We start from the raw sequence: 19,120 nt of genomic DNA, 5'->3' as shown, positions 1-19,120 counted from the left end.
AGAAAAAACACTCATAATTCCATAATAAATTTATAAAAATACGAGTTAATGAAATTGGATTTCATTAACTTTTTGTTTTAATGAAATCCAATTGCAAAACTTCTTTTTTATATGTAATCGTTTTCTCAAATCGTATAAAATGGGGATAGAAAAGGAGGAATTGAATATGTTAGTTGTAGCTTATATTGGATTTGGGAATAGTGTGTGTCGTTATCATTTACCCTATGTAGAAAGAAGAAAAGATACGATTAAAGTGAAGTATATCTATCGAAGAGAGGAAGATAGAGTGGGTGATGAAGAAAGAGAAACATGGTATCCAGAGATAACATTTACATCAAATATTGAAGATGTTATGAGTGATAATGAGGTGAATTTGGTTGTTGTGAATACACCAGATGCTTTCCATGTTTCATATACTATGCAAGCTTTAGAACATGGTAAGAATGTCTTATGTGAAAAACCGTTTGCGATGACAGCAAAGGAAGCAAAAGAAGTTTTTGATTATGCAAAATCTAAGGGATTGGTTGTAATGTCTAATCAGAATAGGCGTTATGATGCTGATATGAGAACAGTCCGTAAAGTGATTGAATCAGGTGTTTTAGGAGATATTGTAGAAGTTGAATCTCATTATGATTATTATCGTCCAAGTATCTCAGAACGTAAAGGATTTGGTCTTTTGTATGGATTGGCAGTTCATCCAATTGATCAGATTATTGGGCAATTTGGTCAACCAAACAAAGTTGTTTATGATTGTAGAAGTATTGATCATCCTGGGGAGTCCGATGATTATTATGATATTGACTTCTTTTATGGAAATATGAAAGCAATAGTAAAAACAAGTTATTATGTGAAACTAGATTATCCGAGATTCACTGTTCATGGTAAAAAAGGAAGTTTCTTAATGCCTGCTTTAGGACATCAAAGTTCATTGAAACCAAAACCTGGACCAATTGAAATTAGTTTTGATCCATTGCCTGAAGATAAATGGGGAACTTTATCTTATATTGATGATCAAGGAAATGATGTAACAAAGAAAGTTCCAACTGAGATAGGAGATTATGGAATTATATATGATAATTTATATGATGTGATCTTTAATAATGGAGAAAAGATTGTGAAAGATGAAGAAGTTATAGAAGTTTTAAGAATTATTGAAGAGGCAACAGAGGTTGCTAAGGAGGCAAAATAAAATGAAATTAGGAATTACTGGATGTGGAATGATTGTTCATGATTTATTTCGTTTTATTCATGATGTCAAAGGTGTAGAATTAATAGCCATGGCTTCTATTCCAGCTGAATATGAAAAAGTCAAAGAATTAGCAAAAGAAAATCATGTGCATAAGACATATGAATGTTATGAAGATATGTTAGCAGATAAAGAAGTAGAAGTCATTTATTTAGGCGTTCCTAATCATTTACATTATCAAATGTGTAAACAGGCATTAGAAGCCAATAAACATGTCATTTGTGAAAAACCATTTACATCACATATTAAAGAATTAGAAAAATTAAACAAACTTGCTCAAGAGAAACATTTATTTTTATTAGAAGCTATTTCTACACAATATTTACCAAATGTTTTAAAGATGAGAGAATTGTTAAATGAAGTTGGAAATGTTAAAATTGTTTCAGCAAACTATTCTCAATATTCTTCACGTTATAATGCTTTTAAAGAAGGAAATATCTTACCTGCATTTGATTATACCAAATCAGGTGGAGCATTAATGGACTTGAATATTTATAATATTCATTTGATGGTAGCTTTATTTGGAGAACCACAACAGGTTCAATATCAAGCAAATATTGAAAGAGGAATAGATACATCAGGAATCATCACATTAGATTATGGACACTTTAAAGCAGTATTGATTGGAGCAAAGGATTGTAAAGCACCAATTATGACAAGTATTCAAGGTGATCAAGGGTGTTTACTTGTGACAACTCCTGCTAATAATGTATCTGATTTTAAAGTGATTAAAAATGATAATAGTGAAACATTATATAATGAACAAAATGAAAAACATCGTATGTATTTTGAATTTGTTGAATTTGTGAAAATTATTGAAAATAAAGATTATCTGAAGGCTGAAGAAATGATCAAAAAGAGTTTGATTGCGATGACAATTGCAACGAAAGCAAGAGAATCAGCAGGTGTTGTTTTTAGTGCAGATGAAAATCTATGAAAGTTTTAGCAAGTGATTTTGATAATACATTATACTTCAAAAATAAAAAAAGTGGTTTTCATGATTGTGATATCAAAGCTATTCATGCATTTCAAAGGAAAGGAAATCTTTTTGGAATCTGTTCAGGGAGACCTATCGCTGGATTGATACATGAATTAAAAGGAATCATTGAGCCAGATTTTATTATTGCTAGTACAGGTGCATTAATTTTAGATAAAAGATACCAATTATTATATGGGCAATCATTACCTGTAGATATTGCTCATCATATTCATATGACTTATCAAAATGAAACAGCATTATTGATACAAACACTATCTAAAAAATATGTTTATGTGTCTGACCTTCATGATAAGAATGATCAACATGCTTATCTTATTCATTCAATTTTAGATGTTCATGATGATATTTATAGTCTTTCACTGATAGAAAGTACAATCGAAAGAGCAACCTTCATTACCCAGGAAATTAATCAGAAATATGATGAAGTGATAGCTTATCAGAATATGGATTCTATAGATGTTGTATCTAAAGAATGTTCAAAAGGTCATGCTATTGAAAGATTGAAAGAAATATATTGTTTATCAAATATTGCAGGAATTGGTGATTCTTATAATGATTTACCAATGATGGATGCAGTTGATTGTTCATTTACATTTGAACATTCACCACAAAGTATTCAAGAACAATGTGATTATATTGTTACAACAATAGCAGAAGCTATTGAAATATTAGAAAAGGAGTGAAAATATGAGTTTTCCTAAAGAATTTTTATGGGGTGGTTCTATCAGTGCTGCCCAATGTGAAGGAGCATGGGATGAAGATGGAAAAAGTCCCGTTCAGGTAGATTTTGGAGCTCCAGGAACGACCACTGATAATCGCTATATCCATTATTTAAATGCTGATGGAACAAGAGGGAAGATGAGACAATTTGATCATTTACCTCAAGGTGCAAAATATGCAACCTTTGATGATGTGAGATATACCAATCATGTGGGAATTGACTTTTATCACAGATATAAGGATGATATTGCTTTATTTGCAGAAATGGGATTTACAACATTCAACACAACAATTTCATGGGCAAGAATCTTTCCTCATGGAGTAGAAGGTGGAGTCAATCAGGCTGGTGTTGAATTTTATAGAAATGTTTTTAAAGAATGTCGAAAATATGGTATGGATCCAGTGATTACATTATATAAGTATGATGAACCTGTTTATTTAGAGGAAACATATGGTGGATGGACAAATAGAGAAATGATTCATCAATTTGTTGAATTTGCGAGAGTCTGTTTTACTGAATATAAAGATTTGGTGGATAAATGGTTAACTTTTAATGAAATCAATATTTTACTTCATTTTGATGTCAAAGAAGGAAAACAAGTTGCTTTTACTGAACTTCATCATCAGATGGTTGCTGCAGCTAGGGCAGTAAAAGTTGCTCATGAAGTTGATCCGGAAATTAAAGTTGGTTGTATGATTGCAGGATTTTGCTGTTATCCAATGACATGTGATCCACAGGATGTGATTGCTTCATACAAAGAATTCCAAAATAAGTTTGCTTATTGTGCAGATACAATGGTCAGAGGATACTATCCATCATATGCAACACGTATTTGGAAAGAAAATAATGTCAAATTAGATATCACAAAAGAAGATGAACAAGATTTAATAGAAGGAAAATCAGATTTCCTAGCTTATTCATATTATATGTCAAATGTTATCACAACTCATCAAAATGAAGGTGATGCCTTGACAACAGCAGGTGGACAGGGACAAGTGAAAAATCCATATCTTGAAGCAAGTGATTGGGGATGGCAAATTGATCCAACAGGTTATGAATACTTTTTACATGTTTTAAATGATCGTTATCAGGTTCCTTTATTTGATGTTGAAAATGGTTTAGGAGCTTATGATAAAGTAGAAGAAGATGGATCTATTCATGATGAATATAGAATTAATTATTTAAGAAGTCATATTCAAAGTTTAATGAAAGCGAGAGAAGAAGGCGTTAATATTTTTGGTTATACAACATGGGGACCTATCGATTTGGTTTCTTTCACAACAGGTCAAATGGATAAAAGATATGGATTTATCTATGTAGATATGAATGATGAAGGAATAGGAGATTTACATAGAATAAGAAAAGACTCTTTCTATTGGTATCAAAAAGTCATTGCATCTGATGGAAAAAATTTATAAAAATAAAGAATTTGATTCGTCAATTGTTCTTTGAAATATTTCACGTTTTAGATAAAAACCATTCTTTCTCAAAAAAATGAGAAGAATGGTTTTCTTTTAATCACTTAATTTTTTAACAGTTAATGTGGTTGTAACACCAGTCCCTAACGTGAGAGTTAAAGCTAATAAGGCTGATACAGCTAAATCTATAATTTCACCAGCATTCAAGAATTCAATGACACTACCAGCATAAATTGATTGTGTTGCGACTGCCAACAGATGATTTTCCTCTGTACTTGGAATATTACTTCCACTATGACGGACTGCTAATGTGACAGATGCACCAATTGATGATGAAGCATTAAACATATAGTTGATTTCATATATACCAGATTCCTGAATTCTTATTCCATCTGCAGGAGATAAGTCTACGTTAGATGATGGCATATCTGTAGTAAGAGGAAGAACTCTTTGTGTTCCTAAAGCAAGGGTAAGAGTTGTTGGCGTATCACTATATTTACCGCCATATGTGATAATACCTCCACCACCACCAGGGCCTGTATCACCACGTGGGATAATAAATTGTAAATCAATACCATCTGGTGTTTGATTTGTAATAACTTCTGCGTTTGATCCAGGTTCAGATGTGATTGTCGGACCAACAGTTATTGTTGGAGTTCGACCATCTTCACCAGTTGCTCCGGTTGGACCAGTAACTCCTGCTGGACCCGTTGGTCCAGTAATACCATTCGCTCCAGTTGGCCCTATTGCACCAGTCGGTCCAGTTGCACCAGTAATTCCTGTTGGTCCTGTTGGTCCAGTAATACCATTCGCCCCAGTTGGTCCTGTTGCACCAGTCGGACCTGTGATACCAACACCAGTTGGCCCTATTGCTCCTGTAGCCCCATTCGCTCCAGTCGGTCCTGTTGGCCCTGTTGCACCATTGGCTCCAGTTGGTCCTGTTGGTCCAATAGCACCTCTGACTCCAGTAGGTCCCGTTGGTCCAGTGATACCGTTAGCACCTGTTGGTCCAGTCGGTCCAATTATTCCAGTTGACCCAGTTGGACCAGTATTTCCTACCGGTCCTGTTGGACCAGTGATACCATTAGCACCCGTAGGCCCTGTTGGACCTGTTGCTCCTATAGGTCCTGTTGCTCCCATAGGTCCAGTACCTCCTGTTGCCCCAGTAGGTCCCATTGTTCCTGTTGGACCCGTAGGTCCTGTTATACCTGTTGGACCGATAGGTCCTGGATTACCTTGAGGACCGGCTGGTCCCGTCACACCAGTATTTCCTTGTGAACCAGTATTTCCTGGAATTCCCTGTGGCCCCATCGGACCTGTAGCCACATGAATTTATACCAAACTTTGCCGTTAATGTTAAGCGACTGGTCTATCAATCGGAATTTCATGGACAATCGCCTTTCTTTTAGGGTTTGTTTCCATTTGCTCCTTGTTTGTTTCAATAAACTCAATCACTCTCATATAGGTGTCAGCAAAGTTAAATTTAATTGTTATGTGTTTATCCTCATGTACATAAATCATATCTATAAGACAAACAAGTAAGTTGCGGTCTAACTCTTTTACGTTCTTGTAATCGAGAAATTTTTTGAATAGTGGATTATCATTTGTAACACCTTTTTCCATAAGCTTGATTTCTTCCTGTATATTTTGGATTGAAGCCTTTATGCGTTCGGCGTCAGTTTCAAATTTAGCTTTCATACGTCTAAATTGTTCTTGTGTAATATCGCCCGTTTTCCAATCTACGTAGAGGGAATCAAGTACGGTGTTATTTTTTGATAATTCTGTTTGTTTTGTCCGCAATGCTTTTTCCAATCTATCAGACTTGTTATTTAAGTCTGGTAGGGTATTGATTTCTTCAATTATCTGGCTCATATTCTCTACTAAGTCTATTTGCTTTTGAATTGCAATCAAGACTGCGTCCTGCAAGACATCTTCACGTATTGAATGTTTCGTACAAGCAGTCTTAGATTTATCACGGTTAGTTCTACATACGTAATAATTCTTACCTTTAGCGCCTGTTCTGCTCATTGCTTTACCACAATCGGCACATTTTAAGAAACCAGCAAACAATGTTAGTGTTTTTGACTTAGGAGCTGTACGTGTATCACGCTTTTGTAACTCCTGTGCTTTGTCAAAGGTTTCTTTACCAATAATCGATTCATGGGTGTTTTCAACAATGAACCATTCTTCCTGTGGTACTTGAATAGCTTCATGGACTTTGTAGCTTTTTATCCTCTGCCTGCCCTGTACCATATTTCCAATATAGACTTCATTGCATAAAATGGAAGTAATCGTCCTTGACGACCACATACCGTCATTGTTGTTTCCTGTTCTGCAATGGTACTTCAATCCCTTGCTGTTCTTGTAAGCAGTAGGATTTAAGATGCCCAGAGCATTCAGCTTTTTAACGATACCATTCTTACTCATGCCCTCATAGACGAACCACTGAAATATCTTTTTTACTATATCAGTTGCTTCATCATCTACAATCAAACTGTTTTTATCTTCTGGTGATTTACTGTAACCATAAGGAGCAAACGCACCTATAAATTCTCCACGGCTACGCTTCATATTAAATACGCCACGTATCTTTTGAGAAGTCTGTCTACAAAAATCATCATTGATAACATTTTGAATAGGTACTGCGATTGAGTTCATTGCTTCTGGGTTTTTGTAGCTGTCTAATGCTGGTAGTGATAGGGAGATAAAGCGCACATTTAATTGTACGAATAATTGTTCCATATACATTCCAGCTTCAAGATAATTTCTTGATAAACGAGATGGGTCACGCACAATAACGCAATTCACTCTTTTAGCTTTCACATCACCCAGCATTCGCTGGAAGTTCTCACGCTCGCTGTCTGTCCCAGTGTAGCCATCATCAATGTAAGTATCAACCACTTCATACATACCTTCAAAATTTTCTAGGTAGGTATTAAGTTCCTTTAGCTGGTTGTCAACACTGACACTAACGTCATTGCCATCTTCTCTGGAAAGACGGATATAGAGAGCAATATACCATATAATTGAAGTAGTTTTTGAGGTTTCAGATTTTCTAATTCTTGCCATTTTTCAGTTACCTTAAGCCTCTATAACCACAGTTATATTTTACCATATTTTGCAGGTAAAATCATCCTGTTTTAAGGCTTTTCAAGTAACTTTTTATTTGACTTTCAACCGTTTTATCAGTTTCTGAAAACTCTACTTCAACTATGGTTTTTCCGCATTGCATGATATATGGATTTTTGACTTCATCTATGAACTTCTCAATTCTTTCAAAGATAGTAGCAGTTTTATCAAAAGCAAGTTCACTTACATTTACTAACGTATCTTTTTTAATCGTATCATAGCTGATTTCTTGTAATACCTTTAAACTCATTGTATCAATCAATATAAATCCCTCCAATATCATTTTATGCAAGCATTCTGAATGTGCTAATACGAAAGTAGTTTTCTCGCAAACCATATAATTTAATTAAGCAGATAAATGGCTTTGGAAGCTCCACAGGATTTTCACCTTTCTCATTCTTATGAGTAACCGCTCCATGCGGGTGTATCATTATTCTGTCTTACAGTATCATGGCTGACGACCATTCCAAAGGTCGCTTGCAGATCATTGCATGAACTCGCTCACTTCCTATTGAAAGGTCTTGGCGTACAACACTGCTGGCTCACTGTATTACAAACGTATCTATCTGCTTTATTCAATTTTCAAAGAACATAAAGGCTTATCAGCCTATGAAAACTCATTGAATTTCAAAAGGCTTTCATAGATTGACAAATTATAGTTTGCAGAGCAGGAAAGAGGGGAAAACAAATCATGCTCTACTAAAAATGATTAAGCTATATCTATTTCAAATTCATATATCATTTTCATAATCGCTTCTCTGATACGACCTTTTAACTCCATATCTACAACTACATAGACATTGCCGTATTCATCGTAGAGAGGTCGTAAGCAACACTTTGATATGTATGGGTCATAAAACTTTAATAGCTTTTCGATTGAATTTCCGTTACCATCCATAGCTGTAGAAATAAGATGATAAGACGGGTGCCTGTAAATAGGGTTCATTTTTTACTCCTCCTTGAGTGAATTTTTGATAAGTTCTAACGCATGATGTCGGTTCTGAAAAACTCCGCTTCTGGATATGTTTTGAATTTTTGCGATTTCTGTGTCGCTCATATCCAAAAAGTAATACATCAGCAAATTATCTCTGTTACGTTCTGACAGTTGTTCTAATGCTTCTGCCAGTTCATCATCAAAGACACGGATATCATTACCACATACATTGAAAATGGTATAATTACAGTCGTATTTATCCCAGATAGCTAGTTTTTCAATAATGATGTCGGGAAGTTCACAGAATAGAGTTTCCTTGCTTTTGCGACGTTTTAACTCTTTACGATAGTCACACAAGACACCACGTACAACCTTTTTTAAACAACAATCGAAACGACATTGCACTGTTTTTTGAAAGTCTGATGGTTTCATAATCACACCCCCTTTCCGTTATGAAATGAAAAGTATATATCCCTCTTTCCGCACCATATATGGACAGCAAAGTGTGATTTGCTAAGTAGAACCAAAAAAATTTTGTATTACTTCTGATATAATAAAAGCTCGCACAAAGCGTAATGTTTGTACGAGCTAAAGAAATAACGTATTTAGTTTTTGATGATATATTCTTCTGCAACGGTAGTAATACTAATCATCATTGATAAAGCTTTCAATAAGTCGGATATGGGCGACTGGTGAAAATAAGTATAATTCAGCGTGTGACTTTCCTTTTAAGCAGTGCATTTCTACATTATCATAATATTTACGCAGAAATTTAGAGGATTTTTTTGAGTAATATTCATTTATAGTAGTGCCATAGTAATAAACTATTTTTATTTCATCATTACAATTTGAGGATAATCGAAAATGTGTTATTGACTTAACACAATTTTCAATAGTCTTATTTGACATCATATCAACCATTTTTAAAAAACTGCTCATATGCTTGGTCGGGATAAATGCGTTCTCACATTGTTCAAGAATTTTTCTATCTCTTTGTTGTGCTTTAAAGGTCATATATTTATATTGTTTTTCTATGAAAAAGGCTATCAAGTGATTATATGGCAATAAAGGTGCACCATCTAAAAAAAGTCTTTCGATAAGCAGTTTTTTACGCTCCCATAATAAAGCAGAAATTGCTCCGCCCATAGAAACACCGCATACAACAGAAACTTTATTTCCATATTGTTTCAATATAAAATCCTCTATACTATTAGCTTCTTCTTGGATAGAGATAAATGTACTTATTTCTTCTGTATCATGTCCAGATAAAACAGGAACTATAACATGATATTTATTGCTAAAGTACTCTATATGGTCGTTCCAAAGTTGCCAAGGAACTTGCATACCATGAATAAGCACCATTATACATTTATTAGATTTTCCATATTCAATAAACCTCATAATTATACCCCTCTCTTTACATAAATGACCGAAATAAGAATTTGGGTCATTTACATTTTACAATGATTAAGTTGAACTGTCAATACATAAAGATAGTTGACTCAAATGAGTTATGCACTATAATATAAAATATACTGTGAAAAGAGGTTATGCATATGTGTCCCGTGATTTTCGATGATGTAGCTCGAAATAATATAAAATCAAGTATGTTAGAAAATGGCTTTGTTTCTATAAGAGAAAAAGGACTAAAGAATACTGCCATTGAAGATATTGCCAAGCAGTCAGGTATAGCTAAAGGTACTTTTTATAATTTTTTCAAATCGAAAGAAGATTTTGTCGTTTCAATAATTGAGTATAAAAATAATCAAATTATGTCAAATATACAAAAATATTGTAAACATAAAGCTTTTATTTCAAGAGAAGAAGTGTTTAATTTGGTTGAATATTTATTCAGTAATGAAAATGAAAATCTTTATTCTTACTTGTCTTTTGAAGAAATTAGGCAAGTAATAAAAAAACAACCAAATTTTGTAGCTCCAGATGAATACGCTAAAAAAACAATAGACTATTTTTTAAGTTTAATTCCTAACCATAATAAGAACTGTGATTGGAAAGTTTTAATTAACTATTCAAGGATGATAAGTATTATCAAAAATTTTGATGATACTAAAAGTTTTTATCAAGATGTTCTTGATAAAAATATATCTGCAATAATAGGATTGATAGTTGATGAAGTAATAGGGATTAGTAAAATTTAATTAAACCGTAGATTGTAGCCTTGTTTTGATAGATACAATCTACGGTCTATTTGTTTACTCTATAATTTTCCAGTTAATATCTTTTTGTAAGACTAAATCATACTGTGAAATCTGTGTAGCCTTAGTCTGCTGGTCAAGGTACTTCACAGATACGCTTACGTACAGATATTCCCCATCTATTGTGAATATTGGATTGATAAGGTCTGAATAAATATAGTCACCACTTATCTGTGGCAATACATTTCCACTCACGTAATAAGATAATTCCTTTTCGGTAGCGTTAGGGTACAGCTTGAAGAATGTTTCCAGAAAGGCGATTGCGTCCTGCGTAACCACTGTATCAATATTTGCGTCTGCTTCTTTTGTCTTTGGCTCATAACTGGATTTTTTCATAGTGCTGGTAAGCGTAGGGTTTTTGGTAATGATATAACCCTCATTATCCGCATGGACTTTAACCATATAGACAGCAGTTGTGTCCTTACTCTGGTCGCCCTCTTTGATGGTCTGATTTATTTCATAGACAACCTCAAATTCGTTGCTTTCAGCCTGCGTGACATTCCATACCTGTATGTCTTTGACCGTGGAGCTAGTAGGTATATCAATCCGCACTGTATCAACATTCAAGTCCTGTAATTCTTTTGTTAAATATTGATTGATAGCGGTGGTACGCTGTTCAATCGCTTCTTTGGTGTTGCTCCATGAATAGTAGGACTTCGCAAAGTCCTTGACGAAATTCTCAATCCCGTTGGTATCAACAAATTCTTGTGTGATGATTTCCTTTTCATGGACAGTGTGCATATCTATGGCGGTGAAATTTTTGTATATACCAAAACTCACACTTCCTATCAAGACCAGCCATAAGGCTATGACGGTCTTTTTATGTGTGCCTATCTTCATGACAGGCATTTTCTTTTCTTTGGGTTGCGTCTTTACTTTTTCTTTCTTTGACATTCTCTTAAATTCCTTTCTATGGTTGTATACGTCCAGCACCAATCAAGTGCTGTTGCCAGTAGGCATTGTTGAGGTCTGCATATCCAATAGGTGAGCCAGCATGATACATTTGATTATTTCCTACATAAATTCCCACATGGGTAACATAGCTTCCAGCATTATAAGTGGAATGGAAGAATACCAAGTCACCTGCTTTTGCTTCTGATAGTGGTAAATGTTGCATAGCGTCATATTGTGCCTGTGCCACTCTTGGTAGTGTGATACCAGCTTTTCCATAGCACCATTGTGTCAATCCCGAACAGTCAAAGCTGGTGTTAGGGTTACTGCCACCAAAGACATACTTCCACCCTTGGTATTTCAATGCTTCGTCCATAATGGCTTGTACCGTCTTATCATTGAATTGTGCGGTATTAAGATATTGGCTCACCAATTCCACATAAAACTGATTACCATAATTGTACCGCCAGCCACCATTGCGAGCTACCGCAATAGGATTGGTATAAGTTACCTTAACTGCTCCCGACTTATCTCTTGAAAAGTTTTCTGCGAGAGTATAGCTGTGCTTTTTTCCACTCCCAGCAACATAGCCAATATAACCACCGCCATAGTTGTAGCTTTGTATCACGGTGTTTATGTCACAGCCTTGTGTGTCTGCGGATTTCAGCAAATCCGAAAAGTATTTACAGCCTTGGTTGATGGAGCTTTCCGTATCTAGGGTATTTGGTGGCAATCCCAGACTTTCCGAGGACTGCATAACATCAACAGCAGTTCCGCCACTTTCCACCTGTATGATAGCAAGCAGATAGCTTACATACTCTACAATATCGTATTCTTTTGCATATTTTTCTACCATTGGCTTATGCTTTAGTACCTCTGCGGACAGGTTCAATCCTATTTGGTTAGAAGATTGACTTCTGCCGTCGTCGTCACCAGCGATAAACACACTAAAGAACAGCAGGAGAGAGAACAGAAAGGCAAAGCCACCACCAATAATAGCAAGGTATCTTAACTTCATTTCTTACGTCCTTTCTGCTTGTTTCCAGTTTTACTGTTAGTACGCTGTTTTTTATAGTTCTGGTTGATACGAGTATCTTTTGTGACGGCTGATGATTTTCTTGCCACCTTGACGGATTTATTTATCACCGTTTCTTTTGGTTGCTGTATCGGACGTTCTTTCTGTTCTGCCTGCGGTTTCGTTGCAGTCACAGGTCTTTGCTTCCCTTGTGGTTTCGTTGCTGGCTTTTCTGGCTGTGTCACTGGTCGCTCTTTGGAATGGGTAGCTTCACGTTGTTTCGCTGATCCATTCTGCTTTTGCTCCTGTGCCTTTTGCAACTCCATACGCTTTTTAGCAATATTCGCTCTACGTTGGCTTGCCTTTTCCTTACGTCCGTCCTGTCTGCTTTCTTTGGTTTCCACAATACCACGCTTCACGTCTGCTACATTCTCTTTTACATTTTCCTTTGCTGAATGAACAGCATAGCGAGCAGTGGTAGGCATATCCTTGACGTTTTCCTTGACCTGCTGTGCTTTGTCTTTAAAACGGCTCTTTGTGTCTGCCACTGTACCGACTGCCGAGCCTACACGTTTACCAAAACTATTCTCTTTAGGCGTAGTGGTGGTATCACGAGTTTTTTGACCGCTTGTATTGGTAGATTTATTTTGCCTGTTTCCAGCAAGAAATGCACTCGTTGCCATTCCAGCACCAGCACTTGCACCCACAGCTTTTGCAAGTCGTCTTTCCATTCTTCTGCGACCTCTACGCATGAACATATATGGTCTGCGGAATAAACCACGTCCCATACGCTGGCTGTCGTTGCCGTCAAGATTGAACATACTCATAATGTCACCCAGCTTGAAGTAAATGCCTGCAAAGGTGACTATCTGTAAGAACGCCACCATAAAGAACGGATAGTTGCCAGAGATATTGTAGAACATGGTGGAAATACTAAATGCTACTGTAATAATAAGCGTAATACCTGCCCTCATCATAATGGTGTTGAACACCTTGACGATTGCCTGCTTCGCCATGCTTTCGTAACTTGGTATCATGGATAGCAAAAAGCTGATAGGCAGAAACATGGCAAAGATAATGAAAAGTATCTGTGAAAATATCATCATGGCTGTAAGTAAAAACACGAATATGGTAATTCCCAAGTCAAAGATAAGCAGGAAGAACACCATACCTAACCGATTAACGACTTGTGGCAAAGTCAGATTGTCATTGTCCTTATCCTCAATTTCTGCTTTGACAATATTTTCTCTGTCCTCACCGTCATTCGTTGATGGACTGGTGGAAACAAGGCTTTCAACACGCTCTGCACCGACTTCCTCAATGTTACTGTTGCCATATTGAAGCAAGAGCCACGGTTGCTGTACCTGTACTGCAAATAAGCTGTCACGGATAAGGTCTACGCTGTCTTTGCCCTTGCTGTCACTATCGGGGATAATGATTTTCGTTCCTAAGTCCAAAGCTGATGTACTGATGTCACTTGAAAACTCATTGACTTTTTTTATGTAGTCTGGTGCGTAGGCAATGAAAGAAGCAGACACAAGGAACACCACTACAAAATTGATAACGGCGTGTAATGCCTTGCTGGTTTCACGCTTCAACAATCCCACATATGCCACATAAACACCGATACCCAAAATCAGCAGTAGTAAAAAACCGACATAGAAGCCAGAGCTTGAAAAACCATTCTGTGTGACACCTGCCAACGTCTGCATACTTTTACCGATACTGTCAGCCATGTCATTGATAAAATCCAGCTTGTAGGCTTCCTGTACCACATAGCCTGTTGCATTACTCAAATACAGAATGATAGTCCAGATAAAATTAGCAATACAATACAAGCCGTACATGACGGATTTTCCAATACCGTCACCCCAATTCCAAGGCAACCATGCCCAGCTATTATCAACATAAAAATCTAGCTGATAGTTGGCTAGCGGATATCTGGAATACAAGTTACTTTCTATGATAGTATCGTCAACCAAGCCAGTAGCGTGCGCCACTGTTCCAAGCAGTGCCAAAGCAAGAATGACTGTTACAAATACTACCAGTACCGTAAGCACGATACGGAGTATCTTTTTTCGCTTCATCACTCCACCTCATTTCTCGTAATAGGTGGTCTTGTGTCGAAAGCGTCAAGCAATTCTTGGAATACGGGGTGTATCTGTATCACACCCACACGACCGTAAAGGTCTTGTAATAGGCATTGTCCGTTTTCCAAATCTCGTAATCGTTTCTGGTTGCTTTCGTCCTCTGGGTCAACACCAAAGAATGAAAGTGTCTTTTTGATTTCTGCGGTGTCGGTACTGCGGAACGCAAATTTTAAGCCGATATTGTTTTTGAGGTTTTCGTCTGATACATCACCCGCATTTTGAGTGACGAAGTACACGCCTGCATTCATAGCACGTCCAGCTCTTACCAGCTTGTTAGAAAGCGTTTTTCCCTGTGCTACATTTAAGAATGTCCACGCTTCGTCTAAGTCCACAATCTTAAAAATAGAGCGGTCACTATGAATGAAGTCTAATGAAAAGGTACTAATAACTACCAGCATGGCAACGCTCAATAATTCCATTGTGGTATACTCTGAAAAGGTGGTATTGCTGTCTGGTAAGACCAAATCTGCCACCTGTATGATATTTAACTGTTTATCCAAGCTGATAGAATTTTCTACATTACCATTAGAAAACAGCAGATGTGCAAAATCATAATCGGTAAAGCTCTCAATGTGGCTGGCGATATTTTCTGCTACTGTGGTATTCTCTTTTCGTAATTCATCAATGACCTTTAGAAGTCCTCGCTGGTCGCTTTGGGTCACGCTCCTTATTGCTTTTCTTAATACTGGAAATTTCTCACCATCACGACTGCTGATACCTGTTAAAAAGGTCAATATGTCGATTGCCAGACTTTCGCTGTCCTTTGGGTCTTTCATGATGATGTAGGGGTCTAGCATTCCCTTGTTTTCTATGGCACTGGTTAGGTTTACGATATTGATTTCATGTGCAATATCGGAAAGCGTTTCTTTCCAGCGTCCACGTTCTGCTTTAGGGTCTACAATGACTGCTTGACCGCCATATAACACCGCATAATATACAAGCAGGTTATTACAGAATGACTTACCGCCACCAAGCGAACCCAAAAAAGCAGAAGCTAGAGCGTTGGTAACAGAACCTTTTACTCCTTGGCTGGCAAGTGCTGGTTGAAGATAGATATTTCTTCCTGTATCTATGGAATATCCCATATAGATACCGTCTGTTTCGCCTAACTGCTGGGTTGCACCAAAACCAAGACCAGCCAAAAAGTCAGAAGTGACATATTGAATATAATCATTCATGTAGCGTTTGCTTGCTGGGATAAATTCACTATGCAATCCCATCATATCCCCGAACGGACGCACCAGCTTTACGTTAAGGTCGTCATAAAAATCTCGCACCTCGTCACAACGCCTTTTCAGTCCGTCAAGGTCATGTGCCGTCACACGGATAACATAAGAGAGCTTGTACATACTTTCTTTGCTTTGGTCTAAGCTGGTTTCCAGCTCATTCACGCTGTCTAATGCGTCCATGACATTGTTAGTCGTTTCACTTCCTGCCTGCCATGCGTGGTCGTCAAGGTCTTTAAGCTCCTTTTTCTTGTTGCGGACAGTAGACAATGCCTTTTTATTGGTGACGATTTCTACATTCATGCTGGTGTCGATTGGAAAGTCAAATTGTTCTTGCTGGTAGTAGAAGATTTCTGATGATGGAAAATCCAGCTCACCAACAATCGAATTGATGGTAAAGTAAGCAACATAACTTGTACTGTCCTCATGTTCCAGCTTGATATATCGCTGACTTTCTTCCACCAAGCAACGGGTAGGACGGATAAGGTCATATCTCTTTACTAAGGTTTCCTTATTTAACTTCTTTGTGGGTAAGTTATATGTGTAATCTTCAAACGCTACACCGTCACATCCGTAGATATGTTCAATCAGATAGCCAAAGTCATTGACTTCAAGCCTGCGGACTTTGAAACGTCTGGATATTTTGTTTTCCAGTAATTTTTCCATCTTTTGAAAACGTGCGATTTCATCATTGCTCACGGATAAAAAATCACCCATCAAAGCATGATTGACCTCATGCAGAAAATCCTTAAATGTCATACTTGCGGATTTCTTCATGCTTTTTATATTGACTTCCTGCTCCGTTACCATGAGCTTGAAGCCAAGAAAAAAGCGATAATCTATTTGATTATCACCAATCATACTGATTAAAGCGTCCGTCTGCTCGTCCACTTTTTGGCAGGCAATTTCTTTGAGCCTGCCTGTGATTTTTGTCTTTGAGCGTTCCTGCATGGAACGCACCGAACTTTCTGTTGCTATCTGTAATGCGTGTATCTTTCCGTCACGGTTTTGTGCAATCAACTGGCGAAAGCTGTCATGCACAATGAATTTTTGTTCAGCCGATAGAAATGAATAGTTATAGGGGATAAGCTCGTAATAAGCAAAGCACTCATTGTCTTTATTAAAGACCAGATTGTTTTCAATATATTTAATTGGGTACATAAACACTGCTCCTTACTGCGGTGATGATAGGCTGATGGATATTGTTATGCAGTTTCACCGCCTTGCCTGCATAAGTCACTTTGGGTCGCATGGTAAACAGCATGAACGATTTCAAAAATCCATATGGCTTTTTACCATCAAAGGTTTTCTGGCTCATAAACCATGTGACCGCCACAGGGATACCGAGATACTTTAAAAACGCACCGTCTATCATGGATAGGGGCGGTATATTGCCAAACAGCATGACCGCAAATAAGGTCATGACAAACCATGCCATTTGTGTAAAGGTCACAGGAAATGGAAGTTGAAAGTCATTGATTGAGTACAAGACCTTTTCCACGCTCCATATGCCTGTATAGCTCTTAATTTTTTTCATTGTGTGTTCCTTTCTTTGATATGGAAATAGGCAGTCAGTATTTTTTCAAATACCAACTGCCTATATAACAAAAGCGGTTAGAATAACCCCATTCGGGTTTATGATCTAACCGCTTCGCTTTTGTTATCTTGCATATTCATACACACCATGACTACCGACAAGGAAACTTCCCTCAATCTCTAAATCACGGGCGTATGCGTCATAATCAATATAACTTTGTAATCGGGTTGGAAGTTCGCCAAGTGCTTGACATTCATCAATGAAATAATAGGCAACATCCCTCATGCTTTCACAATCTGGATAACAATAGATATCGTCCTTATGGTCGTACAAATCTTCAAAACTGTTAAAGAATGTATTTTGTATGTCCGATAGGTCGTGTTCCAGTGGTGTGCCGATAAATTCTTCTGCCATTTCACATAGGCGGTTTAATTCTTCCAGTGGGGTATATTCGTCAATTTCAAAAGGTAACTCATAGTCATGGATTGCATATTCTTCATAATTTCCACCAAGTTCTAGGCGGTCTGCGACTTCGTCCTCATCAACAGGACAAGGAAACCAGTCACCGATTGGATTTCCCTCGTTATAAGTTCCAAGATTGACAATATAAACCCTCATTTCCTCCATAGTTTTCACCTCTTTTCGGGTTGGGGATTTCAAGAGATACTTCGTGTACCATTCCGTCACCCCCTTGTCATTCCCCCTATGCCCAAACTCCCATAGGGGGATAGGTAAGTTTGCGTTGCAAACTCTTTTATTTTAGTGCGAGTTTACGCACCAATAATCTTGTTGAACAATTCAAGCAGAATGTCTTTGACACCGCCTGCATTGAATACAAGACCAACCGCAATAAGGGCAACGACTAAGAAGCCAATGAGTTTTGAAAACTCTCTTTTAAATCCTAAGTACACTCCAATCACAACGATAGCCATTAACACAAGGCTTTGTGCGTTGCTTAAAAACCAGTTGTATAAATTCTGTCCGAAATTCATTTTTCCTCATTCCTTTCCGTTTTCATTTCTTCCATTCTTTTATCTGCCATGCTTCCAGCTTTTATGATTGCGATTGTCACAATACCAATACCAGCACCAAGGCTGATAAGAAGCAGGTCTTTCAATAATTCAAACATTTGTTATTCCTCACTTTCACTGATGATGTCCGCTAATTCAGCGGATTGCTGTTGTAGGATTTTCTTGTGCTTGTCCGTGAGTTTTGCCTCTTTCAGCATGGTATCTATGTAATCTGTACCGTTTACCTTATCCAGCTTCATAGCCATTTTTAAGGTAGGTGCTACCTGCCTGTGTAACCAGTGCAAGGTACGCTGATAGGTGTAAGGCTCTGGCTTTGTGGTTAATTTTAACCGTCCTCTGTCAGTGCCGATAAACCATAGCCAGCTTGCGGACGTTTCCCAATCGCAACGCTCCTTGTTTTTGTCCTTGTCTGCAAAACGGATATAGCGATTGATAATATCAAAGGCGGTGCGTTCTGCGTCTTGATAGGTCAGCAGGTCTTTGACCGCATAATACGCTCTGTCGTTTTTCAGCCGTATCTCAAAACGGTTCTTGATGGGTGTTTCCTCAATCGGTATGCCGTATTTGGCGTACTGCTCGTAGTCCTTTTCATAGACGCAGAAATAG

At 37.3% G+C, this 19,120-nt stretch carries 20 protein-coding genes; 5 read left to right on the top strand and 15 right to left on the bottom strand.

Features of this window, described 5'->3' with window-relative positions; genetic code table 11:
* Window positions 1-166 precede the first annotated feature (166 nt).
* The 4 genes from BN350_RS00105 to BN350_RS00090 are packed head-to-tail and all read left to right on the top strand — an operon-like array spanning window position 167 to window position 4,385.
* Window positions 167-1,189, top strand: coding sequence for an oxidoreductase (locus BN350_RS00105; RefSeq protein WP_028041780.1), 1,023 nt, complete (start codon window positions 167-169; stop codon window positions 1,187-1,189).
* A gap of 1 nt (window position 1,190) precedes the next feature.
* Window positions 1,191-2,183: a Gfo/Idh/MocA family protein gene (locus BN350_RS00100; RefSeq protein ID WP_028041779.1), complete on the top strand. Its 993-nt coding sequence runs from the start codon at window positions 1,191-1,193 to the stop codon at window positions 2,181-2,183.
* Complete coding sequence (locus BN350_RS00095; protein WP_028041778.1) at window positions 2,180-2,929, top strand: HAD-IIB family hydrolase; 750 nt, start codon at window positions 2,180-2,182, stop codon at window positions 2,927-2,929. The genes BN350_RS00100 and BN350_RS00095 overlap by 4 nt, the downstream gene beginning before the upstream one ends.
* A gap of 4 nt (window positions 2,930-2,933) precedes the next feature.
* The gene (locus BN350_RS00090) at window positions 2,934-4,385 is read left to right on the top strand and encodes a glycoside hydrolase family 1 protein (RefSeq protein WP_028041777.1); all 1,452 of its coding nucleotides are present in this window, start codon (window positions 2,934-2,936) and stop codon (window positions 4,383-4,385) included.
* 96 nt (window positions 4,386-4,481) lie between these two features.
* Here BN350_RS00090 and BN350_RS18030 read toward each other — a convergent pair whose 3' ends face one another.
* From BN350_RS18030 to BN350_RS00055, 6 genes are all read right to left on the bottom strand, one after another.
* Complete coding sequence (locus tag BN350_RS18030) at window positions 4,482-5,711, bottom strand: BclA C-terminal domain-containing protein (protein WP_269208286.1); 1,230 nt, start codon at window positions 5,709-5,711, stop codon at window positions 4,482-4,484.
* A 30-nt stretch (window positions 5,712-5,741) separates the two neighbouring features.
* Window positions 5,742-7,454, bottom strand: coding sequence for a recombinase family protein (locus BN350_RS00075; RefSeq protein WP_028041776.1), 1,713 nt, complete (start codon window positions 7,452-7,454; stop codon window positions 5,742-5,744).
* 61 nt (window positions 7,455-7,515) lie between these two features.
* Window positions 7,516-7,776 (bottom strand): DUF6870 family protein, encoded by a 261-nt coding sequence (locus BN350_RS18025; RefSeq protein ID WP_049945469.1) that lies wholly within the window; start codon window positions 7,774-7,776, stop codon window positions 7,516-7,518.
* Window positions 7,777-8,223: 447 nt separating this feature from the next.
* Window positions 8,224-8,460 (bottom strand): helix-turn-helix domain-containing protein, encoded by a 237-nt coding sequence (locus BN350_RS00065; RefSeq protein ID WP_028041775.1) that lies wholly within the window; start codon window positions 8,458-8,460, stop codon window positions 8,224-8,226.
* A 3-nt stretch (window positions 8,461-8,463) separates the two neighbouring features.
* Window positions 8,464-8,880 (bottom strand): RNA polymerase sigma factor, encoded by a 417-nt coding sequence (locus tag BN350_RS00060; RefSeq protein ID WP_028041774.1) that lies wholly within the window; start codon window positions 8,878-8,880, stop codon window positions 8,464-8,466.
* A 213-nt stretch (window positions 8,881-9,093) separates the two neighbouring features.
* The gene (locus tag BN350_RS00055) at window positions 9,094-9,849 is read right to left on the bottom strand and encodes an alpha/beta fold hydrolase (protein WP_028041773.1); all 756 of its coding nucleotides are present in this window, start codon (window positions 9,847-9,849) and stop codon (window positions 9,094-9,096) included.
* 155 nt (window positions 9,850-10,004) lie between these two features.
* Between BN350_RS00055 and BN350_RS19805 the strand changes: the two genes are divergently transcribed.
* On the top strand, window positions 10,005-10,607 hold the full coding sequence (locus BN350_RS19805; protein WP_028041772.1) for a TetR/AcrR family transcriptional regulator: 603 nt from the start codon (window positions 10,005-10,007) through the stop codon (window positions 10,605-10,607).
* A gap of 54 nt (window positions 10,608-10,661) precedes the next feature.
* Here the strand turns inward: BN350_RS19805 and BN350_RS00045 are convergent, their stop codons facing one another.
* The 9 genes from BN350_RS00045 to BN350_RS00005 all read right to left on the bottom strand — a co-directional run.
* Window positions 10,662-11,558: a conjugal transfer protein gene (locus tag BN350_RS00045; protein WP_028041771.1), complete on the bottom strand. Its 897-nt coding sequence runs from the start codon at window positions 11,556-11,558 to the stop codon at window positions 10,662-10,664.
* Between the two features lie 16 nt (window positions 11,559-11,574).
* Window positions 11,575-12,573: a bifunctional lytic transglycosylase/C40 family peptidase gene (locus BN350_RS00040; protein ID WP_028041770.1), complete on the bottom strand. Its 999-nt coding sequence runs from the start codon at window positions 12,571-12,573 to the stop codon at window positions 11,575-11,577.
* Complete coding sequence (locus tag BN350_RS00035; RefSeq protein WP_044599995.1) at window positions 12,570-14,657, bottom strand: CD3337/EF1877 family mobilome membrane protein; 2,088 nt, start codon at window positions 14,655-14,657, stop codon at window positions 12,570-12,572. The genes BN350_RS00040 and BN350_RS00035 overlap by 4 nt, the downstream gene beginning before the upstream one ends.
* The gene (tcpF, locus tag BN350_RS00030) at window positions 14,657-17,107 is read right to left on the bottom strand and encodes a conjugal transfer ATPase TcpF (RefSeq protein ID WP_028041768.1); all 2,451 of its coding nucleotides are present in this window, start codon (window positions 17,105-17,107) and stop codon (window positions 14,657-14,659) included. The genes BN350_RS00035 and tcpF overlap by 1 nt, the downstream gene beginning before the upstream one ends.
* Complete coding sequence (locus tag BN350_RS00025) at window positions 17,094-17,483, bottom strand: conjugal transfer protein (protein WP_028041767.1); 390 nt, start codon at window positions 17,481-17,483, stop codon at window positions 17,094-17,096. Before BN350_RS00025 ends, tcpF begins: the two co-directional genes overlap by 14 nt.
* Before the next feature lie 123 nt (window positions 17,484-17,606).
* Window positions 17,607-18,110 (bottom strand): antirestriction protein ArdA, encoded by a 504-nt coding sequence (locus tag BN350_RS00020; RefSeq protein WP_028041766.1) that lies wholly within the window; start codon window positions 18,108-18,110, stop codon window positions 17,607-17,609.
* Between the two features lie 143 nt (window positions 18,111-18,253).
* Window positions 18,254-18,475, bottom strand: a complete 222-nt coding sequence (locus BN350_RS00015) for a hypothetical protein (RefSeq protein ID WP_028041765.1) — start codon at window positions 18,473-18,475, stop codon at window positions 18,254-18,256.
* Complete coding sequence (locus tag BN350_RS00010) at window positions 18,472-18,612, bottom strand: DUF3789 domain-containing protein (protein ID WP_028041764.1); 141 nt, start codon at window positions 18,610-18,612, stop codon at window positions 18,472-18,474. Before BN350_RS00010 ends, BN350_RS00015 begins: the two co-directional genes overlap by 4 nt.
* A 3-nt stretch (window positions 18,613-18,615) precedes the next feature.
* A partial coding sequence (locus BN350_RS00005; protein WP_028041763.1) for a replication initiation factor domain-containing protein occupies window positions 18,616-19,120 on the bottom strand: 505 nt, incomplete at its 5' end.

The sequence above is a fragment of the Candidatus Stoquefichus massiliensis AP9 genome (assembly GCF_000455285.1).
Classification (GTDB): Bacteria; Bacillota_I; Bacilli_A; order Erysipelotrichales; family Coprobacillaceae; genus Stoquefichus; species Stoquefichus massiliensis.
This window is presented reverse-complemented; position numbering and strand designations above follow the sequence as displayed.